At 70.8% G+C, this 26,632-nt stretch carries 21 protein-coding genes; 11 read left to right on the top strand and 10 right to left on the bottom strand.

The genetic code is table 11. The features are described 5' to 3' along the window. Window positions 1-42 precede the first annotated feature (42 nt). Window positions 43-1,017, top strand: a complete 975-nt coding sequence (locus ACFWXQ_RS25635; protein WP_383948377.1) for an Lrp/AsnC family transcriptional regulator — start codon at window positions 43-45, stop codon at window positions 1,015-1,017. Between the two features lie 66 nt (window positions 1,018-1,083). Here ACFWXQ_RS25635 and ACFWXQ_RS25640 read toward each other — a convergent pair whose 3' ends face one another. Further along, window positions 1,084-1,953, bottom strand: a complete 870-nt coding sequence (locus ACFWXQ_RS25640; RefSeq protein WP_383948374.1) for a LysR substrate-binding domain-containing protein — start codon at window positions 1,951-1,953, stop codon at window positions 1,084-1,086. Window positions 1,954-2,090: 137 nt separating this feature from the next. Here ACFWXQ_RS25640 and ACFWXQ_RS25645 point away from each other — a divergent pair, with 137 nt between their 5' ends. Further along, window positions 2,091-3,134 (top strand): bile acid:sodium symporter family protein, encoded by a 1,044-nt coding sequence (locus ACFWXQ_RS25645; RefSeq protein WP_383948372.1) that lies wholly within the window; start codon window positions 2,091-2,093, stop codon window positions 3,132-3,134. On the opposite strand, the gene ACFWXQ_RS25650 is transcribed toward ACFWXQ_RS25645, so the two are convergent. From ACFWXQ_RS25650 to ACFWXQ_RS25660, 3 genes are all read right to left on the bottom strand, one after another. After that, the gene (locus ACFWXQ_RS25650; protein ID WP_383948369.1) at window positions 3,073-4,308 is read right to left on the bottom strand and encodes a DUF4185 domain-containing protein; all 1,236 of its coding nucleotides are present in this window, start codon (window positions 4,306-4,308) and stop codon (window positions 3,073-3,075) included. The genes ACFWXQ_RS25645 and ACFWXQ_RS25650 overlap by 62 nt on opposite strands. Window positions 4,309-4,318: 10 nt before the next feature. Then, on the bottom strand, window positions 4,319-6,310 hold the full coding sequence (locus ACFWXQ_RS25655) for an exo-alpha-sialidase (protein ID WP_386269248.1): 1,992 nt from the start codon (window positions 6,308-6,310) through the stop codon (window positions 4,319-4,321). A 311-nt stretch (window positions 6,311-6,621) separates the two neighbouring features. Beyond that, window positions 6,622-7,374 (bottom strand): collagen-like protein, encoded by a 753-nt coding sequence (locus ACFWXQ_RS25660; protein ID WP_386269250.1) that lies wholly within the window; start codon window positions 7,372-7,374, stop codon window positions 6,622-6,624. A 701-nt stretch (window positions 7,375-8,075) separates the two neighbouring features. On the opposite strand from ACFWXQ_RS25660, the gene ACFWXQ_RS25665 reads away from it, so the two are divergent. After that, complete coding sequence (locus ACFWXQ_RS25665; RefSeq protein WP_383955332.1) at window positions 8,076-8,603, top strand: isochorismatase family protein; 528 nt, start codon at window positions 8,076-8,078, stop codon at window positions 8,601-8,603. A gap of 105 nt (window positions 8,604-8,708) precedes the next feature. Here ACFWXQ_RS25665 and fdhD read toward each other — a convergent pair whose 3' ends face one another. From fdhD to ACFWXQ_RS25690, 5 genes are all read right to left on the bottom strand, one after another. Then, window positions 8,709-9,572 (bottom strand): formate dehydrogenase accessory sulfurtransferase FdhD, encoded by an 864-nt coding sequence (gene fdhD, locus ACFWXQ_RS25670; RefSeq protein ID WP_383955317.1) that lies wholly within the window; start codon window positions 9,570-9,572, stop codon window positions 8,709-8,711. A 7-nt stretch (window positions 9,573-9,579) separates the two neighbouring features. Beyond that, window positions 9,580-10,440, bottom strand: coding sequence for a 2Fe-2S iron-sulfur cluster-binding protein (locus tag ACFWXQ_RS25675; protein ID WP_383955320.1), 861 nt, complete (start codon window positions 10,438-10,440; stop codon window positions 9,580-9,582). Continuing rightward, entirely contained in the window at window positions 10,437-12,269 is a 1,833-nt protein-coding gene (locus ACFWXQ_RS25680; RefSeq protein WP_383955323.1) for an NAD(P)H-dependent oxidoreductase subunit E, read from the bottom strand. The genes ACFWXQ_RS25675 and ACFWXQ_RS25680 overlap by 4 nt, the downstream gene beginning before the upstream one ends. 6 nt (window positions 12,270-12,275) lie before the next feature. Further along, the gene (locus tag ACFWXQ_RS25685) at window positions 12,276-14,201 is read right to left on the bottom strand and encodes a molybdopterin oxidoreductase family protein (RefSeq protein WP_386269253.1); all 1,926 of its coding nucleotides are present in this window, start codon (window positions 14,199-14,201) and stop codon (window positions 12,276-12,278) included. Between the two features lie 79 nt (window positions 14,202-14,280). Then, entirely contained in the window at window positions 14,281-15,252 is a 972-nt protein-coding gene (locus ACFWXQ_RS25690; RefSeq protein WP_386269255.1) for a 2-dehydropantoate 2-reductase, read from the bottom strand. 372 nt (window positions 15,253-15,624) lie between these two features. On the opposite strand from ACFWXQ_RS25690, the gene ACFWXQ_RS25695 reads away from it, so the two are divergent. The 3 genes from ACFWXQ_RS25695 to ACFWXQ_RS25705 all read left to right on the top strand — a co-directional run bounded on the left by ACFWXQ_RS25695 (window position 15,625) and on the right by ACFWXQ_RS25705 (window position 18,977). Further along, entirely contained in the window at window positions 15,625-16,956 is a 1,332-nt protein-coding gene (locus tag ACFWXQ_RS25695; protein WP_383944903.1) for an OFA family MFS transporter, read from the top strand. 254 nt (window positions 16,957-17,210) lie between these two features. Further along, a complete protein-coding gene (locus ACFWXQ_RS25700; protein WP_383944900.1) occupies window positions 17,211-18,149 on the top strand; it encodes a beta-ketoacyl-ACP synthase III in 939 nt (312 codons plus the stop codon). Window positions 18,150-18,299: 150 nt separating this feature from the next. Next, window positions 18,300-18,977, top strand: a complete 678-nt coding sequence (locus ACFWXQ_RS25705; RefSeq protein ID WP_055616771.1) for a GntR family transcriptional regulator — start codon at window positions 18,300-18,302, stop codon at window positions 18,975-18,977. A gap of 132 nt (window positions 18,978-19,109) precedes the next feature. On the opposite strand, the gene ACFWXQ_RS25710 is transcribed toward ACFWXQ_RS25705, so the two are convergent. Beyond that, the gene (locus ACFWXQ_RS25710) at window positions 19,110-19,934 is read right to left on the bottom strand and encodes an NAD(P)H-binding protein (protein ID WP_383944897.1); all 825 of its coding nucleotides are present in this window, start codon (window positions 19,932-19,934) and stop codon (window positions 19,110-19,112) included. A gap of 229 nt (window positions 19,935-20,163) precedes the next feature. Between ACFWXQ_RS25710 and ACFWXQ_RS25715 the strand changes: the two genes are divergently transcribed. The 5 genes from ACFWXQ_RS25715 to ACFWXQ_RS25735 all read left to right on the top strand — a co-directional run bounded on the left by ACFWXQ_RS25715 (window position 20,164) and on the right by ACFWXQ_RS25735 (window position 26,525). Continuing rightward, the gene (locus ACFWXQ_RS25715) at window positions 20,164-21,345 is read left to right on the top strand and encodes an ROK family protein (RefSeq protein ID WP_383944908.1); all 1,182 of its coding nucleotides are present in this window, start codon (window positions 20,164-20,166) and stop codon (window positions 21,343-21,345) included. Window positions 21,346-21,571: 226 nt separating this feature from the next. Next, entirely contained in the window at window positions 21,572-23,089 is a 1,518-nt protein-coding gene (locus ACFWXQ_RS25720) for a sugar ABC transporter ATP-binding protein (RefSeq protein ID WP_383944894.1), read from the top strand. Beyond that, complete coding sequence (locus ACFWXQ_RS25725; protein ID WP_200394912.1) at window positions 23,086-24,105, top strand: ABC transporter permease; 1,020 nt, start codon at window positions 23,086-23,088, stop codon at window positions 24,103-24,105. Before ACFWXQ_RS25720 ends, ACFWXQ_RS25725 begins: the two co-directional genes overlap by 4 nt. A gap of 17 nt (window positions 24,106-24,122) precedes the next feature. Next, window positions 24,123-25,160: a substrate-binding domain-containing protein gene (locus ACFWXQ_RS25730; RefSeq protein ID WP_383944889.1), complete on the top strand. Its 1,038-nt coding sequence runs from the start codon at window positions 24,123-24,125 to the stop codon at window positions 25,158-25,160. Between the two features lie 144 nt (window positions 25,161-25,304). After that, window positions 25,305-26,525, top strand: a complete 1,221-nt coding sequence (locus tag ACFWXQ_RS25735; protein ID WP_383944887.1) for a Gfo/Idh/MocA family protein — start codon at window positions 25,305-25,307, stop codon at window positions 26,523-26,525. The last annotated feature ends 107 nt before the right edge of the window (window positions 26,526-26,632 follow it).

Raw genomic sequence — 26,632 nt, forward strand, 5'->3', positions numbered from 1 at the left:
ACGAAATGACGCCGGATATCGACACGGAAATGTGGTCCACCGATGGAATCCCCCACTTTCGACGCGCTCGACGTGGAACTCCTCCACGCCCTGGAGATCGACGGACGTGCCCCCTTCAGCCGCATCGCCGCCGTCCTCGGTGTCTCGGACCAGACCGTGGCCCGCCGTTTCCGAAGGCTGCTCTCCGAGGGCGGGCTGAGGGTCGTCGCCGTACGCAACAACAGGAAGCTCGGCCGGGAGGACTGGATTCTCCGGCTGCGCTGCGCGCCGGACGGCGCGGAGACCATCGCGAACGCCCTGGCGCGCCGCCCCGACACGGCCTGGATCGGCCTCACCTCGGGCGGTACGGAGGTCGTCTGCATGACCGGGCCGCGTACCGCGGGCGACCAGGACGACCTGCTGCTCGGCAAGCTTCCGCGGACGCCGCACATCGTGGAGATCCGGGCCTTCCAGCTGCTGCACACGTTCTTCGGCGGGCCGGTGGGCTGGCTGGTCAAGCACGGGCCGCTCACCGGTGAACAGGTCGCCGCGTTGCGGCCGGCGCGGGTTCCCGACGCCGGGCCCGCGCGGATCACCGCCGAGGACGAGCCGCTGGTCTCAGCCCTCGAACGGGACGCCCGTGCCACGTACCCCGAGTTGCAGCGGGCCACCGGGCGCTCGGAGTCCGCCGTCAAACGGCGGCTCGGTCAACTGCTCGGCTCCGGTGCGCTGTTCGTCGACATCGAGTACGACACCGCGCTCATCGGGTTTTCCGTCGGGGCCATCCTGTGGATCACGGCTGCGCCGGGGGCGATGGACGCGGTGGGGAGTGCGCTCGCCGAGCACGAGGAGATCGCGCATGCGGCGGCTACGGCGGGGCCGTCCAATCTGGTTGCCACCGTTGTCGCGCGGGATACCGCCGCGCTCTATGCGTATGTGAGTGGGAAGCTTGGGCGGCTTGACGGGGTGCAGCATGTGGAGACGTCGCCGTTCTTGCGGCGGGTCAAGCAGCTGACGTATCAGCAGCGGACGCGTTAGCGCTTTGCGGGGTGCGAATTGAGTCTGCGGGTGCGTTGTGGCTTGTCGCGCAGTTCCCCGCGCCCCTTACAGGGCGCCTCGGTACAGCCTGTTTCCGCCCGCCAGGATCGAAGACGCCAACGCGTCCGCCGCGCTTTTGGCTGCCGTGTGGCGTTTGGCGTGTACTAGGACGAAGTCGACCTCGCCCAGTTCCGGGAGGCCGGCGCGGTCGGGGATGCGGACCAGGCCCGGTGGGATGAGGCCGCGGGAGTGGGCCATGACGCCCAGGCCCGCCCGGGCGGCCGCGATGAGGCCGTTGAGGCTGCCGCTGGTGCAGGCGATGCGCCAGGCCCGGCCCTGGCGTTCCAGCGCCTCCAGGGCGAGGGCGCGGGTGATGCCCGGCGGCGGATAGACGATCAGCGGGACCGGACGCTCGGGGTCCAGGCGGAGCCGTTCCGCGCCGATCCAGACCAGGCGGTCGTGCCAGACCAGCTCGCCGCGCGGGTCCTCGGGGCGGCGCTTGGCCAGCACCAGGTCGAGCTTTCCGTCGGCCAGTTGCTCGTGCAGGGTGCCCGAGAGCTCGACCGTCAGCTCCAGGTCGACCTCCGGGTGGTCGTGCCGGAAGCCCTCCAGGATCTCGGTGAGGCGGGTGAGGACGAAGTCCTCCGAGGCGCCGAAGCGCAGCCGGCCGCGCAGCCGCGTCCCCGTGAAGAACGCAGCCGCCTGCTCGTGCGCCTCCAGGATGCGGCGCGCGAAGCCGAGCATGGCCTCGCCGTCCTCCGTCAGCTCCACGGAGTGGGTGTCCCGCGAGAACAGTTGCCGCCCGGCGGTGTCCTCCAGGCGCCGCACATGCTGGCTGACCGTGGACTGGCGCAGCCCGAGCCGCCGGGCCGCCTGCGTGAAGCTCAGCGTCTGGGCCACCGCCAGGAACGTACGCAGCTGTGAAGGGTCGTACACACCCTCAGGCTATCGCGATTCATGATGACAGTCAGAGTGGTATGACGGATTCCCGATCAAGGGTCCGCGGAGGACGATGGAGAGGGCACGACCCAGCACTGAACCACCGCACTGAACCGACTGAGCAACGGAGCACCGTGAAACGCCTGAAGTGGCCGTCCTGGCTGCCGATCGACCCGTACATCCTGCTGCTGCTCGGGACGGTGGGGCTCGCCGCCCTGCTGCCCGCCCGGGGGACCGGAGCCGAGGTCGCGTCCGGCGCCTCCACCGCGGCGATCGCCTTCCTCTTCTTCCTCTACGGGGCCCGCCTGTCCACCCGTGAGGCGATGGACGGCGTACGGCACTGGCGGCTCCACATCACGGTCCTGGCCTGTACGTTCGTACTGTTCCCGCTGCTCGGGCTGGCGGCCCGCGGTCTCGAACCGGTGATCCTGAACCACTCGCTGTACACCGGTCTGCTCTTCCTCACCCTGGTCCCGTCCACGGTCCAGTCCTCGATCGCCTTCACCTCGATGGCACGCGGAAACGTTCCGGCCGCGATCTGCGCGGGCTCCTTCTCCTCCCTCGTGGGCATCGTGCTCACCCCGCTGCTCGCCGCGGCCCTCCTCGGCGGTAGCGGCGGTGGATTCTCCGCCGATTCGCTCCTCAAGATCGTGCTCCAGCTGCTGGTGCCGTTCCTGGCCGGGCAGTTGCTGCGGCGATGGATCGGCGGCTTCATCGCGCGCCACAAGAAGGTCCTCGGATACGTCGACCGCGGCTCGATACTCCTGGTCGTCTACACCGCGTTCAGCGAGGGCATGGTGCAGGGCATCTGGCACCAGGTCAGCCCGCTGCGCCTGGGCGGCCTGCTCGCGGTCGAGGCCGTGCTGCTCGCCGTGATGCTGGCGGTCACCTGGTACGGCTCGAAGGCGCTCGGCTTCAACCGCGAGGACCGCATCGCCATCCAGTTCGCCGGGTCGAAGAAGTCCCTGGCGTCCGGACTGCCCATGGCGAGCGTGCTGTTCGGCGCCCACGCCTCGCTGGCCGTCCTGCCGCTGATGCTCTTCCACCAGATGCAGCTCATGGTCTGCGCGGTCATCGCCAAACGCCGCTCGCGCGATCCCGAGGCCGAGCAGCCCGTCACCCCGGCCCCAGCCGCAGAGTCACGAATCGCGGTCGGTACAGGGACACGTTCCGGCTGAGGTTCGCCTGCGCCGTGACCCCGCCGTTGGCGTCCAGCCAGTTGACGTCGTAGCTGAGCACGAGCCTGCCCCGGCTCACCGTCGGATGGAGCTGCGGGTTGTACGCCGCCACGCCCGCCCCCCGCTCCGGCAGCGGCGGGCTGAAGCCCTTGCCGGGCCCGTACCAGGGCCCGGTGGGGGAGCACGCCCAGTACGAGGTGACGGTCGTCAGCCCCTCGGCGCCCGCTGCCATCGTGAACAGCACATACGTGCCCCCGTCGCGGGCGACCGTGAAGGCACTGCCCACGCCCTTGCGCCCGCCGTCGCCCAGCACGGGCTTCATGAGCGAGGGGATGGTCCAGCGCTCGCCGTCCCAGTACCGCCATGCGCCGGGATCCGCCAGGCGGCCCCGGGGGACCCGCGCGACGTACGCCTTGGACGCCGGCTGGGCTGCCGCTCGCGCGTCGTCGCCGCCGAAGACGTACGTCCAGTCCCCGTCGTCGGTCAGCGCGGTCGTGCCGAACAGCACCCGCTTCGCCGAGTCCTGGACCCGCTGCTGGTCGAGGATCCGCACGATGCCTTCGAGCCGCAGGTCGGGCAGCGAGAGCGTGGCGACCTCGGTGGCCGTCGGCACCCCGTAGATCCAGGGGTACGTGCCGGTCGTACGGGTCCACAGCACGACCCGTACGACCTGCTCGGACGAGCCGGGGGAGCGGGGCTCGACCCGGGCGGCCACCGGCCAGCGCCACTGGCCCGGGGCCGGGTCCGCGAACAGCGGCGCGGGCAGCGTGCGCTGGAGGCGGCCGTCGTCCATGACCACGGCCGAGTTGCGCACCAGGGGCGCGGTCGTGTCCCGCCACGCGTAGGACTCGCCCGCCGGGTTCGGCGGGCGGTACACCTGGCCGAGATATGTGTCCGAGAACAGCCACAGCACCCGGCCGTCCGGCAGCCGCACCGAGTGGGTGCCGTCGCCGCCGGTCCAGTCGTCGGCCCGCGAGGCGTCGTCCCCGTACCGCGCGAACTCGCCCGTGAGGTCCCGGTCCGCGGCCCAGGAGGCGACCGTACGGGCCTGGCAGGCGCCCTCCCGGTCGTCGTCCTCCGGGAGGGCGGTGAGCAGCACGGCGCCGAGGACCAGGGCCAGGAGCACGCCGATCCCGGTCCCCGTGCGCTGTCGTGCTCGTGCGTCGTCGGGCACGCCCGGGACGTTAGTGGCTGCCGCTCACCCGGTCCATGGGCAGCCACAGGACGGTGTCCCGGGTCACAGGCGCGTTCGTCGTGCGGACGCCGGTCAACTCGGCGTCGCTCAGCGCCCGGTCGTAGACCCGTACCTCGTCGATCGCGCCGGTGAAGTGCGCCCGGCTGTCCAGCTTCTGCCCGATGTGCACACCGAACGGAGCGTTGCGGCTCACGGAACCCGGCACGTCCGCGGTGCTGACCGAGGTCCCGTCGATGAACAGCGTGAGCTGTCCACCGCCGCGGCGCAGCGCCAGATGGTGCCACTGGCCGTCGTTGTACGCGCCGGTCGTGCGCACGGACGCGGACCGCGGGGCGCTCGCGCCGTCCCGCACGGTGATCAGCGCCTGGAGGCGCCCGCTCGCGGGTTCGCCGCGCAGCCACACCTGCGGCTGGGTGCCGCCGACCCCGCCCATCCACAGCAGGGGCTGCTCACCGGTGGTGGCGGTGTAGCGGAACCAGAGGGAAGCGGTGAAGTCCTTCTTCCCGAGCGGGAGTCGGTCGCGGTAGGGCAGGCGTACGGCGTCGTCCGTGCCGTCGAACTCGAGGGCGTCGCCGAACACGCCGTCCGTCTCCCCGGCCCCGCCGAGGACCGCCGCGCGGGGTGCGTGCGGGGCACGGTCGATGGTGGTCGGGTCGGGGCCGCGGCGGGGCTGCAGCCAGTCCTCGGTGAACCGGGCGAACCGGATCTCGTCGCGCGCGTCTATCGCCCCGCCCTCGTACATCAGGCCGACCGCGCTGCCGCCGATGCCCACCATGTCCGAGTAGCCGGACCAGTCCGTCGTGACGACCGTGCCGCGGTCCACGCTGTCCCAGGTGCGCCCGCCGTCGTAGGAGGAGCGGACCATCATCGTCCGGCGGCGGTCCGGGTCACCGGGGCAGGCGAGCAGGATCCGGTTGCCCAGCCGCAGCGTGGAGCCCTGCACCTGGGGCGTGTAGAGGTCGGGGAGCGCACGGAAGGGCGAGGTGAAGCTGGTGCCGCCGTCGCGGCTGAACGCCTGGGTGCGGTGCCCGAGATCGGTGCCGTCCTGCTCGCGGCCACTGACGAGGATCGTCCCGTCGGCGCCCTCGGTCATCGTCATCTCGGACGGCTTCTGCCGGAACGTGCCGTCGTCCGCGATCGGCCACGAGTCCGTCGCCCCGATCCGCCAGTGGTCGCCGCCGTCGTCGCTCACGATGAGCGCGGCATGGTTGGCGGTGACCCGGCTGCCGTTCCACGTCTCGGTGTTGACGCCGAAGACCAGCCGGCCCGCGTGCCTGCCCCGGGTCAGCTGGATGCCGTGGACGGGACCGGTCGCGTACCAGGAGTTCCAGTGGGCGGGCAGGATCTCGTCGCTGAGGTCGCGCGGCTCGGACCAGGTGCGGCCGTCGTCGTCGCTGTGCTGCATGTGCGGGGTGCGGTCGCACGGCACATCGCAGTTGCGGCCGTCCGTACGGCCCGTGTTGTACGTCTCCGCCAGCACGACGCGGCCGGTCTCGCGGTCCACGATCGGGGCGGGGTTGCCGTGCGTGTCGCCCGCGCCCTCGTTGACGACCTGGAGCGGGCCCCAGGTGCGGCCGCCGTCGGTGGAGCGCTTGAGCACGATGTCTATGTCGCCGGCGTCGCTGCAGTCGTTCACCCGGCCCTCGGCGAACGCGAGCAGCGTGCCCTTCGTGGTCTTCACGACGGCGGGGATGCGGTAGCAGGCGTAACCGGGATCCTGGGAGGCTTTGAAGAGCACCTGCTGCTCGAACCCGGTGGGCACGGTTGCCGCGGAGGACGCGGTGGACGCCGCGGTGGACGTGGTGGACCTCGCGGATTCGGCGGGACCGTCGGCCGGTTGGGCGGCCGCGGTGCTCGGCAGCCCGAGCAGCGCGGTCGCGGTGAGAACCGCTGTCAGGGTGGAGCCGAGGCGTGGGCGAGCGGTGGAGTCGAGGCCTGCGCGAGCAGCGGATCTGAGACGTGCGCGAATGCTTGACGGCATGGTGCGACCTGCCCTTCATGCGTCTGGACATCTGGATACGTCTGGACATCTGGACATCCCACGTCCAACGTGCGCGCCACAGACGCTACTTGGGCTCTCAGGCACCCCACAAGAAGCGTGCACGGGTCGTGCCGGGGGAAGTTGGCGCACGGCGGACGAGGGCTCGGTGCCGCTTGGTGGTGTGCGCCTCCCCTCGGCGGTCGGGCGGTTCGCGTTTCGGCGGTCGGGCGGGTTCCGTTCCGTGATCCTCGGAGCCCGCCCGGAGACTGTGGAACACCTGGTGCCGCGGTCGGGTGATGACGCGTGCCGGGCTAGGCGAGTTCCCTCCGTCGGAGCAGCGGCGGAGGCACCGGGAGCAGTCCCGCGGGTTCGGGGGCGGGCGCGGCCGCGCCGCCTCTGCGGCAGACGAGCGCGTCCGGGTCGCCTGCGGGTGCCTGGAGGCTGTAGCCGTCCGGGCACGAGGCCCCGGGGTCGCCCTTCTCCCCCTTCTCGCCCTTGGGTCCGGGATCCCCCTTCGGTCCCTGATAGCCCTGTGAGCCGTCGGAGCCGGGCGGCCCTCCCGCTCCGTCCGTGCCGTTCGCCCCGTTCAGGCCGTCGGCGCCCGCGGGACCCGGCTCGCCCGGCCCTCCGGAGGGCCCTGCGGGGCCCGGGGAGCCCGACGGGCCGGGCGGCCCGCTCTCGCCGCGCGGTCCGCGGTCACCGCCGGGGCCGGGTGCCCCGCCCGCTCCGGTCGCGCCCCGGTCGCCCTTGGCGCCGGGCTCGCCGGGGGCGGCGGCCGGCACGCGCACCCGGTCGAGCAGGTCGTCCACGGCGTCGGACGGATCGGGTGCCGCCGGGGTGCCGCCGCCGGCCTCGACCTGGGCGCGCAGATCGCGTACGTCCTGCGCCAGCGTCGACACGGCCTCGCCGCGCCGGTCCGCCTCGGCGCGCAGCTCGTCGGCCCTGCGGTCGCCGGCGTCGATCCGCGCCCACAGGATGACCGCGATGCCGCTGAGCGCGATCAGCACGCAGACGAGGAAGATGCTGCGCCAGCGCAGGGCGAGCAGCCGCTGGAACCGGTTCACGGCGCACCTCCCAGTCGGTGGATGTCGAGTCGCAGACGGGCGATCTCCGACTGGTCGGCGGTGTGCATCGTCGACAACTCGTCGATGCGCGTGTCGCGTTCGGCGATCTGGCGCTAGGCCCTGTCGTCAAACTCCCGTCGTCCGCCCGGAGGGCGGGCTCCGCGGCGTCAGGTGCGTGCTCTCGGTGTGCCGGGCACAGACCCTCGTACTGGACGTACTTGGGTCTTTGCCCGGTGCGGCGAGAGTGCGTGCATGACACCGCGGAGCAGGCGGGAGTTTGACGACAGGGCCTACGATCACGCTCGGACTGGAGCTTCTCGGTCAGGCTGGAGTAGCCGTTCAGGGCGTTCTCGCCCCGCTTTCCCAAGTACGCCACGACGGCCGCGCCCAGCACGCCCGCGCAGGCAAGTAACGAGCCGAGCAGGGTGGTGCCGGCATCCAAGTAACTGCCTCCTACCTGGACGACGGGCCGTGCGTACGGGGCCCGTTCGAGGTTGTCCGGAGCAACGAGGCAAGTGCCTCCGGGGTACGCGCCCGCTCCGGTCGTACCTCCGGACGGGTGCTGACGGAGCGTCATATCCGGCTGTACCACCGGTTGGCGGCGAGGGGGGTCCAACCCGAGCAGTTCACGGGCCTGTTGATCCGGATTTCCGGTACGGACGGCTGATGCGGGCTAACGTTCCGTCATGAACGCACCGGACATGGAACCCCGCCTGGCCCTCGACCCGGCGCACACCGCCCTCGTGCTGGTCGACCTGATGGACCGCATCGTCGGACTGCCCCTGGAGCCCCGCAAGGGGACCGAAGTCCTCGCCGTCGCCGAGGAGTTGGCGGCCGCATTCCGGCAGGTGGGCGCGCTCGTCGTACTGGTGCGCGTGGAGCGGCCCGGTGTCCACGAGCAGCCGCCCGGCAGCGGTCTGGTCGCGGGGCTCGCGGCGGAGGGCGACGTCGAGATCGTGAAGCGGACCATCGGCGGCTTCCAGGGCACGGGGCTGCACGAGCGGCTCGGCGAACACCGTGTCTCCACGCTGGTGTTCGGCGGCATCGCCACCAACCTCGGCGTCGAGTCCACCGCCCGCGCCGCCGGCGACCTCGGCTACGACCTCGTCTTCGTCGAGAACGCCATGGCCGCCCTCACCGGCCCGGAACACGAGGCCTCGGTGAAGCTGAACTTCCCACGCCTGGGCACGGTCGTCACGGCTGACGAGGTGCGCTTCGCAAGAGGCTGATCGGCAAGCAGGCGAACCGAGCACTTAAAACAGCAGGCCCCCTCCCGGCGCAGGGGGCGCTCCCCGCCGGGTGGGGGCCCCGCCGCCGTGCAGCGGGGAGACCGGTCAGCCCTGGGCGGCCGCGGCCTGCAGAGCGATGCGGTGCTCGCCCGCGTACACGTTCATGGAGGTGCCCCGCAGGAAGCCGACCAGCGTGAGGTTCGACTCGGCGGCCAGGTCCACCGCCAGCGAGGACGGCGCCGAGACCGCCGCGAGGACCGGGATGCCCGCCATCACGGCCTTCTGGGCCAGCTCGAAGGACGCCCGGCCCGAGACCAGCAGGACAGTGCGGGAGAGCGGCAGCGAGCCGTTCTGGAGGGCGCGGCCGACCAGCTTGTCGACCGCGTTGTGCCGGCCCACGTCCTCCCGGATGTCGACGAGTTCGCCGTCCTCCGTGAACAGCGCCGCCGCGTGCAGACCCCCGGTCCGGTCGAACACACGCTGCGCCGCGCGCAGCCGGTCGGGGAGGCTCGCGAGCAGTTCGGGTCCGAGCCGCACCGGGGGAGCGGTGTCGCCCGCCGTGTCGTCGATCGACCAGCGGGCGGTCGTACGGACGGCGTCCAGGCTCGCCTTGCCGCACAGGCCGCAGGACGAGGTCGTGTACACGTTGCGTTCGAGGGTGATGTCGGGGATGACGACGCCGGGCGCGGTCCGCACGTCGACGATGTTGTACGTGTTCGAGCCGTCCACCGTGGCGCCCGCGCAGTAGACGATGTTCTGCAGTTCGTCGGCCGCGCCCAGCACCCCCTCGCTTACCAGGAAGCCCGCCGCGAGCGCGAAGTCGTCGCCCGGGGTGCGCATCGTGATCGCGAGGGGTTTGCCGTTGAGGCGGATCTCCAGTGGCTCCTCCGCGACGAGCGTGTCCGGGCGGGTGGAGACCGCCCCGTCCCGGATGCGGATCACCTTGCGTCGTTCCGTGACTCGTCCCATGTCCTGATCAGTCCCGGTTCTGTACGTGCTGGTAGCCGAAGCGGCCCTTGATGCAGAGGTTGCCGTGGGTCACCGGGTTGTCGTGCGGCGAGGTGACCTTCACGATCTCATTGTCCTGCACGTGCAGGGTGAGGTTGCAGCCCACTCCGCAGTAGGCGCACACCGTGGTCGTCTCGGTCTGCGCCGGCTCGTCCCACGTACCCGCCGCGCGCATGTCGAACTCCGACTTGAACGACAGCGCGCCCGTCGGGCACACCTCGATGCAGTTGCCGCAGTACACGCACGCCGAGTCGGTGAGCGGCGCGTCGTGCTCGACGGCGATCCGGGCGTCGAAGCCACGCCCGGTGACCGAGATCGCGAAGGTGTTCTGCCACTGGTCGCCGCAGGCGTCCACGCACTTGTAGCAGAGGATGCACTTGTCGTAGTCGCGCACGTACAGGTCGTTGTCGACCTTCGGCTCCTCGTCGAGACGGGCCGCGTCCGGGCCGAAGCGGTCGGGCTTCGCCTCGTACTCCTTGAGCCATCCGGCGACCTCCGGTGTGGTCGAGAGGTCGACCGAGGACGCGAGGAGTTCGAGGACGATCTTGCGGCTGTGGCGGGCCCGCTCGCTGTCCGTCTGCACCTGCATGCCCGCCTCGGCCTTGCGGGAGCACGCCGGGGCGAGGGTGCGCGAGCCCTCGACCTCGACGACGCAGAGGCGGCAGGCGTTCTTGGGGGTGAGCGTGTCCCCGTGGCAGAGGGTCGGGACGTCCTTGCCGACCGAGCGGCAGGCGTCGAGGATCGTCGACCCCTCCGGGGCCCGCACGGGCTCACCGTCGATCGTGAACTCCAGCAGACGGCGGGGGATCCCCAGCGGTATCAAGGTCATTCGTACGCCCCCAGGCGGTCGATGGCGGATTCCACGGCGTTCCACGCGGTCTGCCCGAGACCGCAGATCGAGGCGTCCTTCATGGCACGGCCCACCTCGCGCAGCAGGGCGATGTCGGGCGCCGCGTCCACGCCCGTCCGCTCGACGATGCGGTGCAGTGCCTCCTCCTGGCGCACGGTCCCGACCCGGCACGGCACGCACTGACCGCAGGACTCGTCGCGGAAGAACTCGGCGATCCGCAGCAGCAGACGCGGCAGCGGCACGGTGTCGTCGAAGGCCAGCACGACCCCGGAGCCGAGCGTGGTGCCCGCCTCCCGCGTGCCCTCGAAGGTGAGCGGGATGTCCAGCTCGTCGGGCCGTACGAAACCACCGGCCGCGCCCCCGAGCAGCACAGCGCGCAAACGTTTACGTACGCCCGCGAGGTCCAGCAGCTCGCCGAGCGTGGCGCCGAACGGCAGCTCGTAGATGCCGGGCCGGTCCACGCTGCCCGACACACAGAACAGCTTCGGTCCGGTGGACTTGCCGGTGCCGATCGCCGCGTACGCCTGCGCCCCCATCGTGAGGATGGGCAGCACGTTGACCAGCGTCTCGACGTTGTTCTCGGCAGTGGGTTTGCCGAACAAACCCTTCTCTACGGGGAAGGGCGGTTTCGACCGGGGCTCTCCTCTGTACCCCTCTATCGAGTTGAAGAGGGCGGTCTCCTCGCCGCAGATGTACGCGCCCGCGCCGCGCCGGATCTCGATGTCGAAGGCGTACCCCTGGCCGAGGACGTCGTCGCCGAGCAGCCCACGCGCGCGTGCCTGTCCGATGGCGTGCTCCATGCGTTCCAGTGCCCGCGGGTACTCGCCGCGCAGATACAGAGAGCCCTTGTGCGCCCCGACCGCGTACCCCGCGATCGTCATCGCCTCCACGAGGGAGTACGGGTCGCCCTCCATGACCACACGGTCCTTGAAGGTGCCCGGCTCGGACTCGTCGGCGTTGCAGACGAGGTAGTGCGGATGGTCGGGCTGGGACGCCGTGGCCTGCCATTTGCGGCCGGTGGGGAAGGCGGCGCCGCCGCGCCCGACCAGGCCCGCGTCGGTGACCTCGCGGATGACCCCGGCGGGGCCGATCGCGAAGGCCTGCCGCAGGGCCGTGTAGCCGCCGTTCGCCCGGTAGTCGTCCAGCGAGGCAGGATCGACCACGCCGACGCGGCTCAGCAGCACGAGCTCCTCACGGCCCGCCCGGCCCGCCTGCGGTACCGCCAGGGCCGCCGGCGGCTCCTCGGGCGCCGAGCCGGGCGAGCTCGCCGCCAGCACCGCCCGCTCGACGGTCGCGGGCGCCGACACGGCCGTACGCACCGGATCACCGGCCTTGATCGCCAGCGCGGCCGGAGCCCGCTCGCACAGGCCCAGGCAGGGGCTGCGCTCGACACTGACACCGCTGCCGAGGCCGAGCCGGGCCTCGACGCCCGCGCACAGCTCCGATGCCCCGGCGGCCGCGCACGCGAGGTCCGTGCAGACGTGCAGGACCGTTGCGGGCCGCGGCTTCACCGAGAACATCGCGTAGAAGGTGGCGACCCCGTACGCCTCCGCCGGCGGCACGGTCAGCCGTCGGCAGAGGTAGTCGAGGGCACCTTCGCTGATCCAGCCGATCCGGTCGTTGACGGCGTGCAGCCCCGGCAACAGCAGGTCACGGCGTTCCCGGGCCTCACGCCCGCCGCGTGCCCACCTCAGGTCGGCATCGGAACGGTCGGCGCCCTCCCACGAAGACTCCGGAGGGCCGAGCAGCGTGTCGATGGCCGCCCGTTCCTCGTCCGTCGGCTTGCTGTCACCGAAGTGCAGGTCCACCACACATCACCTCACTTGAATAGCAACCGGCAGCTTGTCGATCCGGATCGCCGACGCCTTGAACTCCGCCGTCCCCGCGATCGGGCAGTTGGCCTCGATCGTCAGCTGGTTGGTGTCCACCTCGTCGGGAAAGTGCATGGTCATGAACGCGAGCCCGGGCCGCAGCGCCGTGTCGACCCACACCGGCGCCACCACCGCCCCGCGCCGCGAGGAGACCTGGACCTCCTCGCCGACCACCACGCCGTAACGCTCCGCGTCCTCCGGGCACAGCTCGACGTACTCACCGCGCCGCAGCGGCGAGGCGAAACCGCCGCTCTGCACCCCGGTGTTGTACGAGTCGAGCCGCCGCCCGGTGGTCAGCCGGATCGGGTACTCCTCGTCCGTGAGGTCGACCGGCGGGTCGTGCTGAACCAGACCGAAGGGCGCGAGCCGGCCGCGTTCGGCCGGGTCGGACGCCCACAACCGGCCGTGCAGATACGTCGGTTCGAGCCGGCCCGTCTCCGGGCACGGCCACTGGATGCCCTGGTGCTCCTCCAGCCGCTCGTACGTCATCCCGAAGTGGTCAGGGGACACCGACCGCAGCTCGTTCCACACGGCCTCGGAGTCCGCGTACTTCCACTCGTGGCCCATGCGGGAGGCGAGGTCGCAGAGGATGTCGATGTCCTCGCGGGCCTCACCGGGCGGGATCACCGCCCGGCGCACCCGCTGAACGCGCCGCTCGCTGTTGGTGGTCGTGCCCTCGGTCTCGGCCCAGCCGGCCGTCGCGGGCAGGACGACGTCCGCCAGCTCGGCCGTCTTCGTCAGGAAAATGTCCTGGACGACGAGGAAGTCGAGGGCCCGCATGCGCCGTATCGCCTGCTCGCTGTCGGCCTCCGACTGCGCCGGGTTCTCGCCGATGCAGTAGACGGCCTTGAGCGTGCCCTCCTCCATGGCCTCGAACATCTCGGTGAGGTTCATCCCGTAGTGGGGCTGGATGACGGTGTCCCAGGCGGACTCGAACTTCAGCCGGGTGTCCGGGTCGAGGATGTCCTGGAAGCCGGGCAGCCGGTTCGGGATGGCGCCCATGTCGCCGCCGCCCTGCACGTTGTTCTGTCCGCGCAGCGGCTGCAGCCCGGAGCCGAACCGCCCCACGTGGCCCGTCAGGAGCGACAGGTTGATGAGCGCGCGGACGTTGTCCGTGCCGTTGTGGTGCTCCGTGATGCCGAGCGTCCAGCACAGCTGGGCGCGCTCGGCGCGGGCGTAGGCGTGCGCCAACTCCCGTATAGCGGCGGCCGGAACGCCCGTCACCTTCTCGGCGAGCGACAGCGTCCACGGCTCGACGAGCGCCTTGTACTCCTCGAAGCCTGTGGTCGCCCGCTCGATGAACGCCTCGTTCGCCAGGCCCGAGTGGATGATCTCGCGGCCGATCGCGTGCGCCATCGGGATGTCGGTTCCGACGTTCAGCCCGAGCCAGCTCTCCGCCCACTCGGCCGTGGACGTGCGGCGCGGATCGACCGCGTACATCCGGGCGCCGTTCCTGATCCCCTTCAGGACGTGATGGAAGAAGATCGGGTGCGCGAAACGGGCGTTGGAACCCCACATCACGATGAGGTCCGAGTGCTCGACCTCGCCGTACGAGGAGGTGCCGCCGCCGGATCCGAAGGCCGCCGACAGGCCCGCCACGCTGGGCGCGTGGCAGGTCCGGTTGCAGGAGTCGACGTTGTTGGTGCCCATGACCACGCGGGCGAACTTCTGCGCCACGTAGTTCATCTCGTTGGTCGCGCGGGCGCAGGAGAACATGCCGAACGCGTCGCGTGCCGCGCCGAGGCCCCGGGCGGCGCGGTCCAGGGCCTCGTCCCAACTCGCCCTGCGGAAGGGCTCGTCGCGCGAGTCGCGGACCAGCGGATACTCAAGTCGGGTGTACGTCTTGGGAGTTCGGTCGCGCTTCCTCATACGGCGTTCCTCAAAGTCCTGGTGAAGGTCTCCGTGAAGGTCTCCGTGAAGGTCCTCGTGCAGGTCCTCGTGAAGGTCCTCATGCGGCGGTCCTCAGGGCGAGCAGGTCCGAGATGGCGTGGACGGTGCGGAGCGTGGGCACCGGGACGTCGGTGATCTCCGCGAGTTCGACGACCGCGGCGAGCAGCACGTCGAGTTCGAGCGGTTTGCCGCGCTCCAGGTCCTGGAGCGTCGAGGTGCGGTGGTCGCCGACGCGCTCCGCGCCGGCCAGCCGCCGTTCGATGGAGACGCCCACCTCGCAGCCGAGCGCCTCGGCGACCGCGAGCGTCTCGGTCATCATGATCTCGATGACCCGGCGCGTACCGCCGTGCAGGCACATCTGCCGCATGGTCGCGCGGGCCAGGGCGCTGATGGGGTTGAAGGAGATGTTGCCGAGCAGCTTGAGCCAGATGTCGTTGCGCAGGTCCGGCTCGACGGGGCACTTGAGCCCGCCCGCGACCATGGCCTCGCTGAACGCCGCACAGCGCGCCGAGACCGAGCGGTCGGGCTCTCCGACGGAGAACCGGGTGCCTTCCAAGTGGCGGACGACTCCCGGTCCTTCCAGCTCGGTCGCCGCGTAGACGACACAGCCGATGGCCCGTTCGGGCGCGATCACCGCACTGACCGCGCCGCCGGGGTCCACGCTCTCGACACGGTGGCCGTCGTGCGGGCCGCCGTGCCGGTGGAAGTACCACCAGGGGATGCCGTTCTGAGCGGCGATCACCGCTGTCGTGTCATTCAGGAGAGGCTCGATGAGCGGCCCGCACGCCGCGTACGAGTTGGCCTTCAGGCCGAGGAAGACGAAGTCGACCGGGCCGACCTCGGCCGGGTCGTCGGTGGCGTGCGTCCGCGCGGTGAAGTCGCCGCGCGGGCTGAGCACTCGCACTCCGTGCTGCCTCATGGCCGCAAGATGCGGTCCACGGGCGATGAGGTGCACATCGGCACCCGCGCGATGCAGCGCGGCACCGACGTAGGCGCCGATAGCACCGGCGCCGAGAACTGCCACTTTCACGGGAGGGGCTCCGTTCGGTCGAGGGTACCGAGGAGACGCTGAACAGCGTTGAACCATGTCGACTGAATATTGTCTACAGTATGGGAGTTGGGGCAGCAAGGGTTCGCGCAGCACCTGCGACAGGCTTCGGGGATCCACCCGGTACCGCCGAACACCACTCCGGAGTTCGCTGAGCGTCGCGCCCCGAACACCCTTGGTGGAGCAGTCGAGTTCGGCCGGGCGTGGCCGGGTCCGGCGGGGCCGGTGTCCGAATGCCGTTCGTCGGACCGAACCGACCGTTCGTCGCGCACTGCGTACCGTTCACCGCACACGCCGGACACGTTCGTGTGGCCGTCTTCCCAACCGGCCGACCGGTTCCTATCGTCCGGGATCATGAGTCCCCCTGTAGCCCCACCGGGCTGGAGCCGCTGGCTGGTCCCGCCCGCGGCCCTGTCGGTCCACCTCTCCATCGGACAGGCGTACGCCTGGTCCGTGTTCAAGCCGTCCCTGGAGTCCGCGCTCGACCTCAGCGGCACCCAGAGCGCCCTGCCCTTCCAGCTCGGCATCGTGATGCTCGGCCTGTCCGCCGCGTTCGGCGGCACACTCGTCGAGCGCAACGGGCCGCGCTGGGCGATGACGGTCGCCCTGATCTGCTTCTCGTCCGGCTTCCTGCTCTCCGCGCTCGGCGCCGCCACCGAGCAGTACTGGCTGATCGTCTTCGGCTACGGCTTCGTCGGCGGCATCGGCCTGGGCATCGGCTACATCTCGCCCGTCTCCACGCTCATCAAGTGGTTCCCGGACAGGCCCGGCATGGCCACCGGCATCGCCATCATGGGCTTCGGCGGCGGCGCGCTCATCGCCTCGCCGTGGTCCGCGCAGATGCTGGAGTCCTTCGGCTCCGACAACACCGGCATCGCGCAGGCCTTCCTCGTACACGGACTGACGTACGCCGTCTTCATGTCCCTCGGCGTGTTCCTGGTCCGAGTGCCGCGCCCCACCAAGACCGCGGCCGACGGCACTCCGGCCCCGCTGGAGGGCGTACAGGTCTCCGCGAACAGCGCCATCCGCACCCCGCAGTTCTGGTGCCTGTGGGTGGTGCTCTGCATGAACGTGACCGCGGGCATCGGCATCCTGGAGAAGGCCGCCCCGATGATCACGGACTTCTTCTCGGACACCTCCACACCCGTCTCGGTGTCGGCGGCGGCCGGGTTCGTCGCGCTGCTCTCGGCGGCGAACATGGCGGGCCGTATCGGCTGGTCGTCCACGTCCGACCTGATCGGGCGCAAGAACATCTACCGCCTCTACCTGGGCGTCGGCGCGCTGATGTACGCCCTCATCGCCTGGGTCGGAGACTCCTCGAAGCCGCTGTTCATCTGCTGCGCCCTGGTGATCCTCTCCTTCTACGGAGGCGGCTTCGCGACCATCCCCGCCTACCTGAAGGACCTCTTCGGGACCTACCAGGTCGGCGCGATCCACGGGCGGCTGCTCACCGCCTGGTCGACCGCCGGAGTCCTCGGACCGCTGATCGTCAACTGGATCGCGGACCGGCAGGAGGAGGCCGGCAAATCCGGAGCGTCCCTCTACGGAACGTCACTGATCATCATGATCGGGCTGCTGGTGATCGGTTTCGTCGCCAACGAACTCGTCCGCCCGGTCGACGCCCGCCATCACATCCCCGCCCAGAGGGAGGCCCCCGATGTCCACGAGCGACAGCAGTCCGCCTGAGGGCAGCGCACCCGACCGGCGCCCACTGATCGCCTTCGCCTGGCTCTGGGTGGGGGCGCCGCTGGCCTATGGCCTGTACGAGCTGGTGCAGAAGGCCACCCAATTGTTCACAGGGTAGGTGTTCGGGTGTCCGAGGGCCTGACAGAAGCCGACAAGGGTGGCACACCAATCCTGTGGCATCACGTGCCCTCGTACCCGTGAGTACCTGATCAGACTGGTGAGTCCCGTTACCCAGGCAACAAAGGGGACCGCCCATGAACGGCTCGCGCATCGCCGCTGTCGGCCACTACCAGCCCGCCAGGATCCTCACCAACGAGGACCTGGCGGACCTGGTCGACACCAGCGACGAGTGGATCACGAGCCGGGTGGGCATCCGTACGCGGCACATCGCAGGACCTGACGAACCGGTCGACGAGCTGGCCGCGCACGCGGCGGCCAAGGCCCTGGCGGCCGCCGGCCTCGCCCCCGACGACATCGACTTCGTCCTGGTGGCCACCTCCACCGCCGTCGACAAGTCGCCGAACATGGCCGCCCGGGTCGCCGCCCGCCTCGGCATCCCCTCGCCCGCCGCCATGGACGTCAACGTCGTCTGCGCGGGCTTCACACACGCCCTGGCCACCGCCGACCACGCCGTTCGCGCGGGCGCCGCGACCCGGGTGCTCGTGATCGGCGCCGACAAGATGTCCGACGTGGCCGACTGGACGGACCGTACGACCTGTGTGCTCGTCGGGGACGGGGCGGGAGCCGCCGTTGTCGAGGCCGCCGAGGACGCCGGCATCGGGCCCGTGCTGTGGGGCTCGGTGCCCGAGATGGGGCACGCGGTCCGCATCGAGGGCACCCCCTCACGGTTCGCGCAGGAGGGCCAGAGCGTCTACCGCTGGGCGACGACCAAGCTCCCGTCCCTCGCGCGCGCGGCCTGCGAGCGCGCCGGTCTGACCCCCGAGGACCTCTCCGCGGTCGTGCTGCACCAGGCCAACCTGCGCATCATCGAGCCCCTCGCCGCGAAGATCGGCGCCGTGAACGCCGTCGTCGCACGTGATGTCACCGAGTCGGGCAACACCTCCGCCGCCAGCATCCCGATCGCCCTGTCCAAGCTCGTCGAACGCGGCGAGATCTCCACCGGCGACCCGGTCCTGCTCTTCGGCTTCGGCGGCAACCTCTCGTACGCGGGACAGGTCATCCGCTGCCCGTGACGTGCGGGTATTCCATGGTGTGACGAGGCCAACTCCCCTCCGGCCTGGCCATTGTGCGCCGTAGACTGTAGACGAAAGACAATTGATACTGGCTCTGAGGCTGCCGTGCTGCCGGCGCGCACGCCGCCGCTGCCCAGGAGGGGGACCGCGATGTTGTCGACCGGACTGCCGCAGGGCTCGGTGCCCAAGCTCGAACGGCCGGGACCGCTCCGGGACCGTGTCTACGAAGCGCTGCTCGAACTGATCACGACCCGTGCCCTGCAGCCCGGCCAGCATCTGGTCGAGAGCGAGTTGGCGGGGCACCTCGGAGTCTCCAGGCAGCCCGTGCGCGAGGCGCTGCAGCGGCTGAACACCGAGGGATGGGTCGATCTGCGGCCCGCCCAGGGCGCCTTCGTGCACGAACCGACGGAGGCCGAGGCGGACCAACTCCTCACCGTACGCACGCTGTTGGAGGCCGAGGCCGCCCGGCTGGCGGCGGCCAACACGGGCACGGCCGGGATCGCCGCCCTTGAGGAGCTGTGCGCCCAGGGCGAGGAGGCGGTCGGCGCCGACGACGTGGACGGGGCGGTCGCGATGAACGCCCGTTTCCACGCGAAGGTCATGGAGCTCGCGGGCAACACGGTCCTCGCCGAACTGGCCGCCCAGGTCGACCGGCGGGTCCGCTGGTACTACACGCCGGTCGCCCGGCAGCGCGGTCACCAGTCCTGGATCGAGCACCGCGACCTGATCGCCGCGATCGCCGCCCGCGATGAGCAGCGTGCGACGGAGGTCATGCGTGCCCATACGGAGCACACGCGTCGGACTTATCACGCCCGGCCTCGCGACTGAGTGCCCGCGCTCTCCGCCGGGGGCGTTTTGGGCGGTTCGGTGTTGTCTGCGGGTGCGTTGTGGCTGGGTGCGCAGTTCCCCGCGCCCCTTACGGGGCCCGCTCGTGTTCGCCCGAGCCAGCGGTAGGCGCCGTCAGAACGCGTTTGCGTGTTCTGTTGCCCATTCTCGGAACGTGCGTGGTGGTTGGCCCGTGACCTCCTCGACCGTGGGCATTACCTGGGACTCGTCCAGGATTCCGTCGGCGAAGAAGCGGAGGAACGCCTCGGCGTACGGAGCCGGGAAGGCGGCCCCCAGCGCCTCGCGGGCCTCCTCGTCGGTGAGTCCGACGGTACGCAGCTCGCGGCCCAGCACCTCACCGAGGACGGCGATCCTGTCGGCGGGCAGCAGTGACTGAGGGCCCGTCAGGGTGTAGACGTGGCCCGCGTGTTCGGGCGAGAGGAGGGACCGGGCGGCGACCTGGGCTATGTCGTACGGATCGATGTCCGCCGTACGGACATGGGGGAACGGCACCCGCACCTCGTCGCCCTTGCGTATCTGGTCCGCGAGCGACACCGCGTTGGACATGAAGCTCACGGGCCGCAGGAAGGTCCAGGCGAGCCCGGACTCGCGCACCCCGTCCTCCGACGCTCGCATGTAGCGGGTGACCGCGTTTCCGTCGTCGACCGCCGCCGATTTGCCGGAGAGCATCACGACCCGCTCGACGCCGGCCGCCCGCGCGTCGGCGAGGACGGCCCGCTGGCCCTCGTACCCGGGCATCAGGAACAGGGCCCGCACCCCGTCGAGCGCCGCCCTTACGGTCTCCGGGCGGTTCAGGTCGCCGGCCACCCCCTCGGCACCCTGCGGCAGCCCGGCTGCCTCGCCCGAGCGGCTCATCGCGCGCACCGGCTCGCCCGCGGCGGCCACCGCGCGCACCACTCCGGCGCCGACGTTCCCCGTGGCACCCGTCACCAGGATCATGAGTTTCCCCCTCTCCCGCCCCGGGCCACGGCAGCCCGGAGCACAGGGTGTCCATCCTGCTGTGTCCTTCCGCGCAGGGCCACCGCCCCAACTCGCTTTGTCCTCTCAGTGGAAGAAGTCGTCGGCAATTCGTGCGCAACTTCTTCCCAGCTTGGGCAGCCGCTGCTACGTTCCACTCGAAAGCCAACGACGGCGGTGCCGATGAGGCGGGGAGGGGCTCGTGAGACGCATGACGGCGCGACCCGGAAACGCCCACCAGGCGCGGCTGCTCAGGCTGTTGCGTGACGGGGGTCCCAACTCGCGGGCCCAGCTGGGCGATCAGGTGGACCTCTCGCGGTCCAAACTGGCCGTCGAGGTCGAACGGCTGCTGGAAACGGGCCTCGTCGTGGCCGACGGACTCGCCGCCTCGCGCGGTGGCCGCCGCTCCCACAACATCCGGCTCGCTCCCGCACTGCGCTTCCTCGGGGTCGACATCGGCGCCACCTCGGTCGATGTCGCCGTCACCAACGCGGAGTTGGAGGTGCTGGGGCACATCAACCAGCCCATGGACGTACGCGAGGGCCCGGTCGCGGTCTTCGAGCAAGTCCTGTCCATGGCAGCGAAGTTGAGGGCCTCGGGGCTCGCGGAGGGGTTCGACGGCGCCGGCATCGGCGTACCAGGACCGGTCCGTTTCCCCGAGGGCGTCCCGGTCGCCCCGCCGATCATGCCGGGCTGGGACGGGTTCCCGGTCCGTGAGGCACTGAGTCAGGACCTCGGCTGCCCCGTCATGGTCGACAACGACGTGAACCTGATGGCGATGGGGGAGCAGCACGCGGGCGTGGCCCGTTCCGTGGGCGACTTCCTCTGCGTCAAGATTGGTACCGGTATCGGCTGCGGGATCGTCGTCGGCGGTGAGGTCTACCGCGGTACGACGGGCAGCGCGGGCGACATCGGCCACATCCAGGCCGTGCCGGACGGCCGCCCGTGCGCGTGCGGCAACCGGGGCTGCCTGGAGGCCCACTTCAGCGGCGCCGCGCTCGCCCGCGACGCCACGGAGGCCGCCCATCAGGGGCTTTCCCAGGAACTGGCGGCACGACTGGAGGCGGCGGGCGCCCTGAGCGCCGTCGACGTCGCCGCCGCGGCCGCCGCGGGCGACGCCACCGCGCTCGATCTGATCCGCGAGGGCGGCAACCGCACCGGCCAGGTCATCGCCGGACTCGTCAGCTTCTTCAATCCGGGCCTGGTGGTGATCGGCGGCGGTGTGACCGGACTCGGCCACACCCTGCTCGCCGCGATCCGCACCCAGGTCTACCGCCAGTCGTTGCCTCTGGCGACCGGCAACCTCCCGATCGTTCTGGGGGAGTTGGGCCCCACCGCCGGAGTCATCGGCGCGGCCCGGCTCATCAGCGACCACCTCTTCTCACCCGCGTAACGCCTGCTTCCAGAGTCGCCAGAGCGCAACCACGCCTTCACGGGCCTCACCAGCCGCAAGAGCGCACCTTCCGCACGAGCCGCCCAAGCGCCACATTCTCCACGAGCCGCACGAGCAGCACCTCTTCCCGAGGCGCTACCGCACCACACCTCACCACCACACCCTGCTTCGCCCTGCCTCACTCCGCCCTGCCCTGAGACCGGCCCGCACGCCGAGGGGAACCGTCATGGCTCCAGAACCACCCCTGCTCACCATGTCCGGAATCACCAAGTCGTTCCCCGGTGTCCGGGCCCTCGACGGCGTCGACCTCGACGTCCAGACCGGCGAAGTGCACTGCCTGCTCGGCCAGAACGGCGCGGGGAAGTCCACGCTCATCAAGGTCCTCGCGGGCGCCCACCAGCCGGACGAGGGCACGATCACCTGGCGCGGCGAACAGGTCACCCTGCGCTCGCCCATCGCCGCCATGCGCCTCGGTATCGCCACCATCTACCAGGAACTCGACCTGGTGGAGCACCTGTCGGTGGCCGAGAACGTCTACCTCGGCCATGAGCCGACGACCGCCGGATTCGTCGTACGCGGCAAGGACGCCAAGGCCTCAACTGCCGCCCTGCTCAAGCGACTTGGGCACTCAGAGGTCGATCCCGCGCGGCTCGTCGGCGACCTGTCCGCCGCCCAGCAGCAGATCGTCTCCATGGCACGGGCGCTCTCCCACGACGTACGCCTCATCGTCATGGACGAACCGTCCGCGGCCCTGGACCCCGACGAGGTCGACAACCTCTTCCGCATCGTCGGCGACCTGACCGCGGAGGGCGTGGCCGTCGTCTACATCTCGCACCGCCTTGAGGAGATCCGCCGCATCGGCGACCGGGTCACGGTCCTGAAGGACGGCCGGGCGGTGGCCGGCGGACTGCCCGCGGAGTCGACGCCGACCCGCGAGGTCGTCGCGCTGATGACCGGGCGGAACGTCGAGTACGTCTTCCCCGAGCGGCCCACGAACCAGGCACTGCCCGATCCCGTGCTGGAGGTCCAAGGCCTCGCCCGGGACGGGGAGTTCGCCTCCCTCGACCTCACCCTGCGCCCCGGCGAGATCGTCGGCCTCGCGGGACTCGTCGGCTCAGGCCGCTCCGAGATCCTGGAGACCATCTACGGCGCCCGCAAACCGAGCAACGGCCAAGTCCTCGTCGACGGCAAGCGGTTGAAGCCAGGCAGCGTCCGAGCCGCCGTCCGCGCAGGACTCGGCCTCGCCCCCGAGGAGCGCAAGGCACAGGCCCTGCTGATGCTGGAGTCCGTCACCCGGAACGTCTCCGTGTCCTCCATGTCCCGCTTCTCGTACGGGGGTTGGCTCGACCGGAGCGCAGAGCGCAACGCGGCACAGAAGGCGACCCGCGAACTGTCACTGCGCCCCGACAACCCGTCCGCACCCGTGCGCACCCTCTCCGGCGGCAACCAGCAGAAGGCGGTCCTGGCCCGCTGGCTGCTGCGCGGCTGCCGGGTGCTGCTGCTCGACGAACCGACCCGCGGCGTCGACGTCGGCGCCCGCGCCGAGTTGTACGCCGTCATCCGCCGCCTCGCCGACGAAGGCCTGGCCGTGCTCATGGTCTCCAGCGAAGTACCCGAGGTCCTCGGCCTCGCCGACCGCGTCCTGGTGCTCCGCGAGGGCCGGGTCGTGCACACGGCGCCCGCCCAGGAGCTCGACGAACACCGCGTACTCGACCTCGTCATGGAAGGAAGCCCGGCGTCATGACGCAGCCCGTGTCCCCGCCCCGGGACGACACCCCGAAGCTGTCACCACAGGTGGAACCCAGTCCGTGGCGGGCGGTCGTGGCCCGTGCCGACGTCCGCACGCTCTCGCTGCTCGGTGTGCTCGCCGCCCTGATCCTCATCGGAGGCATCACCAAGCCCGACGAGTTCCTCGACACCCGCAACCTCCAACTCGTCCTCACCCAGGCCTCGGTGATCGGTGTCGTCACGGTCGGCATGACCTTCGTCATCATCTCCGGAGGCATCGACCTGTCCGTCGGCGCGATCGTCGCACTCGCCTCGGTGTGGGCGACGACCGTCGCCACCCAGGACTACGGCTTCGTCGGCATCTTCTTCACGGCGGTGATCGTCGGCGTCGGCTGCGGCCTCGTCAACGGCGTACTGATCGCGTACGGCACCATGGTGCCGTTCATCGCGACCCTGGCCATGCTCGCCTCGGCCCGCGGTCTCGCCCTCCAGATAACCGACGGCAACACCCAGGTCGTCACCGTCGACGGAATCCTCGACCTCGGTGAGCGCGACTCCTACGTCCTCGGCGTCCCGCCGCTCGTCATGGTGTTCGCGGTCGTGACGATCATCGGCTGGCTCGTGCTCAACCGCACCACCTTCGGCCGCCGCACGGTCGCCGTCGGCGGCAACGCGGAGGCGGCCCGGCTCGCCGGCATCGACGTACGCCGCCAGCGCCTCTACCTCTACCTGCTGTCCGGACTGTGCTGCGGCATCGCCGCCTTCCTGCTGATCATCCTGTCCGGCTCGGGCCAGAACACCAACGGCAACCTCTACGAACTCGACGCCATCGCCGCCGCGATCATCGGCGGCACGCTGCTCACCGGGGGACGCGGCACCATCGTCGGCTCGGTGCTCGGAGTCCTGATCTTCACCACGATCACCAACATTTTCGCCCTGAACAACCTGCAGAGCGACGTCCAGCAGATCGCCAAGGGCGCGATCATCGTCGCCGCCGTGCTCGTCCAGCGCCGTACCGCCAGCACGACCTGAGGAAAGGGTTCACCGCCATGCCAGAGATCACGAGCCGCAGAGGACTGCTCTTCGGCACCGCCGCCGTCTCGGCCGGTGTCCTCCTCGCCGGTTGCACCAGCAATGAATCCGACGACGAGCCGGCCTCCAACGACCAGCCCGCCGCCGACGACAAGCCCGGCAAGCAGGTCACCATCGGCTTCGCCGGCCCGCAGGCCGACCACGGCTGGCTCAACGCGATCAACGACAACGCCAAGAGCCGCGCCAAGAAGTACAAGGACGTGACGCTGGAGATCACCGAGGGCTCCAACGACACCGCCCAGCAGATCGGCCAGATCGAGACGCTGATCAACAAGAAGGTCGACGTCCTGGTGGTGCTGCCCGCCGACGGCAAGGCGCTCACCCAGGTCGGCCTCCAGGCCATGCGTGCCGGCATCCCCGTCGTCAACCTTGACCGGATCTTCAACTCCCCGCAGGCGTACCGCTGCTGGATAGGCGGCGACAACTACGGCATGGGCCTCAACGCCGGCCACTACATCGGCGAGCAGCTCAAGGACAAGAAGGGCGCCCGGGTCATCGAGCTCGCGGGCCTCGACAACCTGGAGCTGACGAAGCAGCGCACGCAGGGCTTCGACGCGGCCCTCAAGAACTACCCGAACATCAAGAAGGTCGCCCGCCAGGCCGCCGAGTTCACCGTCGAGTCGGGACAGGCCAAGATGTCCCAGCTCCTGCAGGCCCAGTCGAACTTCGACGCCCTGTGGAACCACGACGACGACCAGGGAGTCGGTGCCCTGCGCGCCATCGAGCAGGCCGGACGCGACGACTTCCTGATGGTCGGCGGCGCGGGCGCCCTGTCCGCCATGCAGGCCATCGAGTCGGACAACAGCGTCCTCAAGGCCACCGTCCTCTACCCGCCGACCATGGCCGCGTCCGCGATCGACCTCGCCCGCGCGCTGGGCCAGAGCAAGGGCATCGGCGGCCTCGCCGAGTTCGAGATCCCGGCATCCCTGACCCTCTACTCGGCGGTGGTCGACAAGGCCAACGTCAAGCAGTACCTGCCCACAGGCTTCAAGTAGGCCGCGCCCCGCGAGGGGCGCCCTGAAGGGGCGCGGGGAACTGCGCGACCAGCCAAAACGGACCCGCAGACAACCCACGCACCCCGCGGAGCGCCCCCGCAGGACAACCCCCCACCGCGCCACCACGAAAAGGAGGACCTCCGCATGGGACAGCCGCAGCAGCCCGACGAGGCACAGGCCGGGGCAGCGGCCGGAAGGCCGCCCCTGGGCGTGGGCATGGTCGGATACGCCTTCATGGGCGCCGCCCACTCACAGGGCTGGCGCACCGTGGGCCGTGTCTTCGACCTGCCACGCCGACCGGTCCTCGCCGCCGTCTGCGGCCGTGACGCGGGAGCCGTACGAGCGGCGGCCGACCGGCTCGGCTGGGCGGCCGCCGAGACCGACTGGCGGGCACTGATCTCCCGCGACGACGTCGATGTCGTCGACATCTGCACCCCCGGCGACAGCCACGCCGAGATCGCCGTCGCCGCGCTCGCCGCGGGCAAGCACGTGCTGTGCGAGAAGCCCCTCGCCAACACGGTCGAGGAGGCCGAGGCGATGGCCGAGGCCGCCCGAGCCGCCGCCGAGCGCGGCCAGGTGGCGATGGTCGGCTTCAACTACCGCCGGGTGCCTGCCACTTCACTCGCCCGGCAGATGGTCGCCGAGGGGCGCCTCGGCACCCTGCGGCACGTACGGGTGACATACCTTCAGGACTGGCTGGTGGACCGGGAGTTCCCGCTCACCTGGCGGCTGCGCAAGGAGTCGGCGGGTTCGGGAGCGCTCGGCGACCTGGGCGCGCACATCGTCGACCTCGCCCAGTACCTGGCGGGCGAGCCGGTCGTGGGAGTGTCCGCGCTCACCGAGACCTTCGTACGGGAGCGGCCGCTGCTGTCCGGAGCCTCCAGCGGCCTCTCGGCGGCCGGGGGCGGCGAACTCGGCGCCGTCACGGTCGACGACGCCGCCCTGTTCACCGGACGGTTCGCCTCGGGCGCCCTCGCGTCCTTCGAGGCCACCCGGTTCGCCACCGGCCGCAAGAACTCCCTGCGCATCGAACTCAACGGCGAGAACGGCTCGTTGGCCTTCGACCTGGAGCGCCTCAACGAACTCTCGTACCACGACGGCACGGAGCCCGGCACCCACGCCGGCTTCCGCCGCATCCTCGTCACCGAACCCGACCACCCCTACCTGGAGGCCTGGTGGCCGCCGGGCCACGGCCTCGGCTACGAGCACACCTTCGTCCACCAGGCCCGCGACCTGGTGCACGCGATCGCGGACGGCGCGCAGCCGCTGCCCTCCTTCGCCGACGGGCTGCAGGTGCAGCGCGTGCTCGCGGCGGTCGAGGAGAGCGCCGAGAAGAACTCCGTCTACACCCCCATCGCGAGCTGAGCGCTCCGCCGGGCATGCGGTTCATTTGCCGCGGACCGGTGGTGGCTGATCGCGCCCCGCGGCGGAGCCGCATATGTCACAGCCCCGCGCCCCTTACGGGGCGCTGT

The sequence above is a fragment of the Streptomyces sp. NPDC058697 genome (genome assembly GCF_042715345.1).
GTDB classification, from domain to species: Bacteria; Actinomycetota; Actinomycetes; order Streptomycetales; family Streptomycetaceae; genus Streptomyces; species Streptomyces liliifuscus.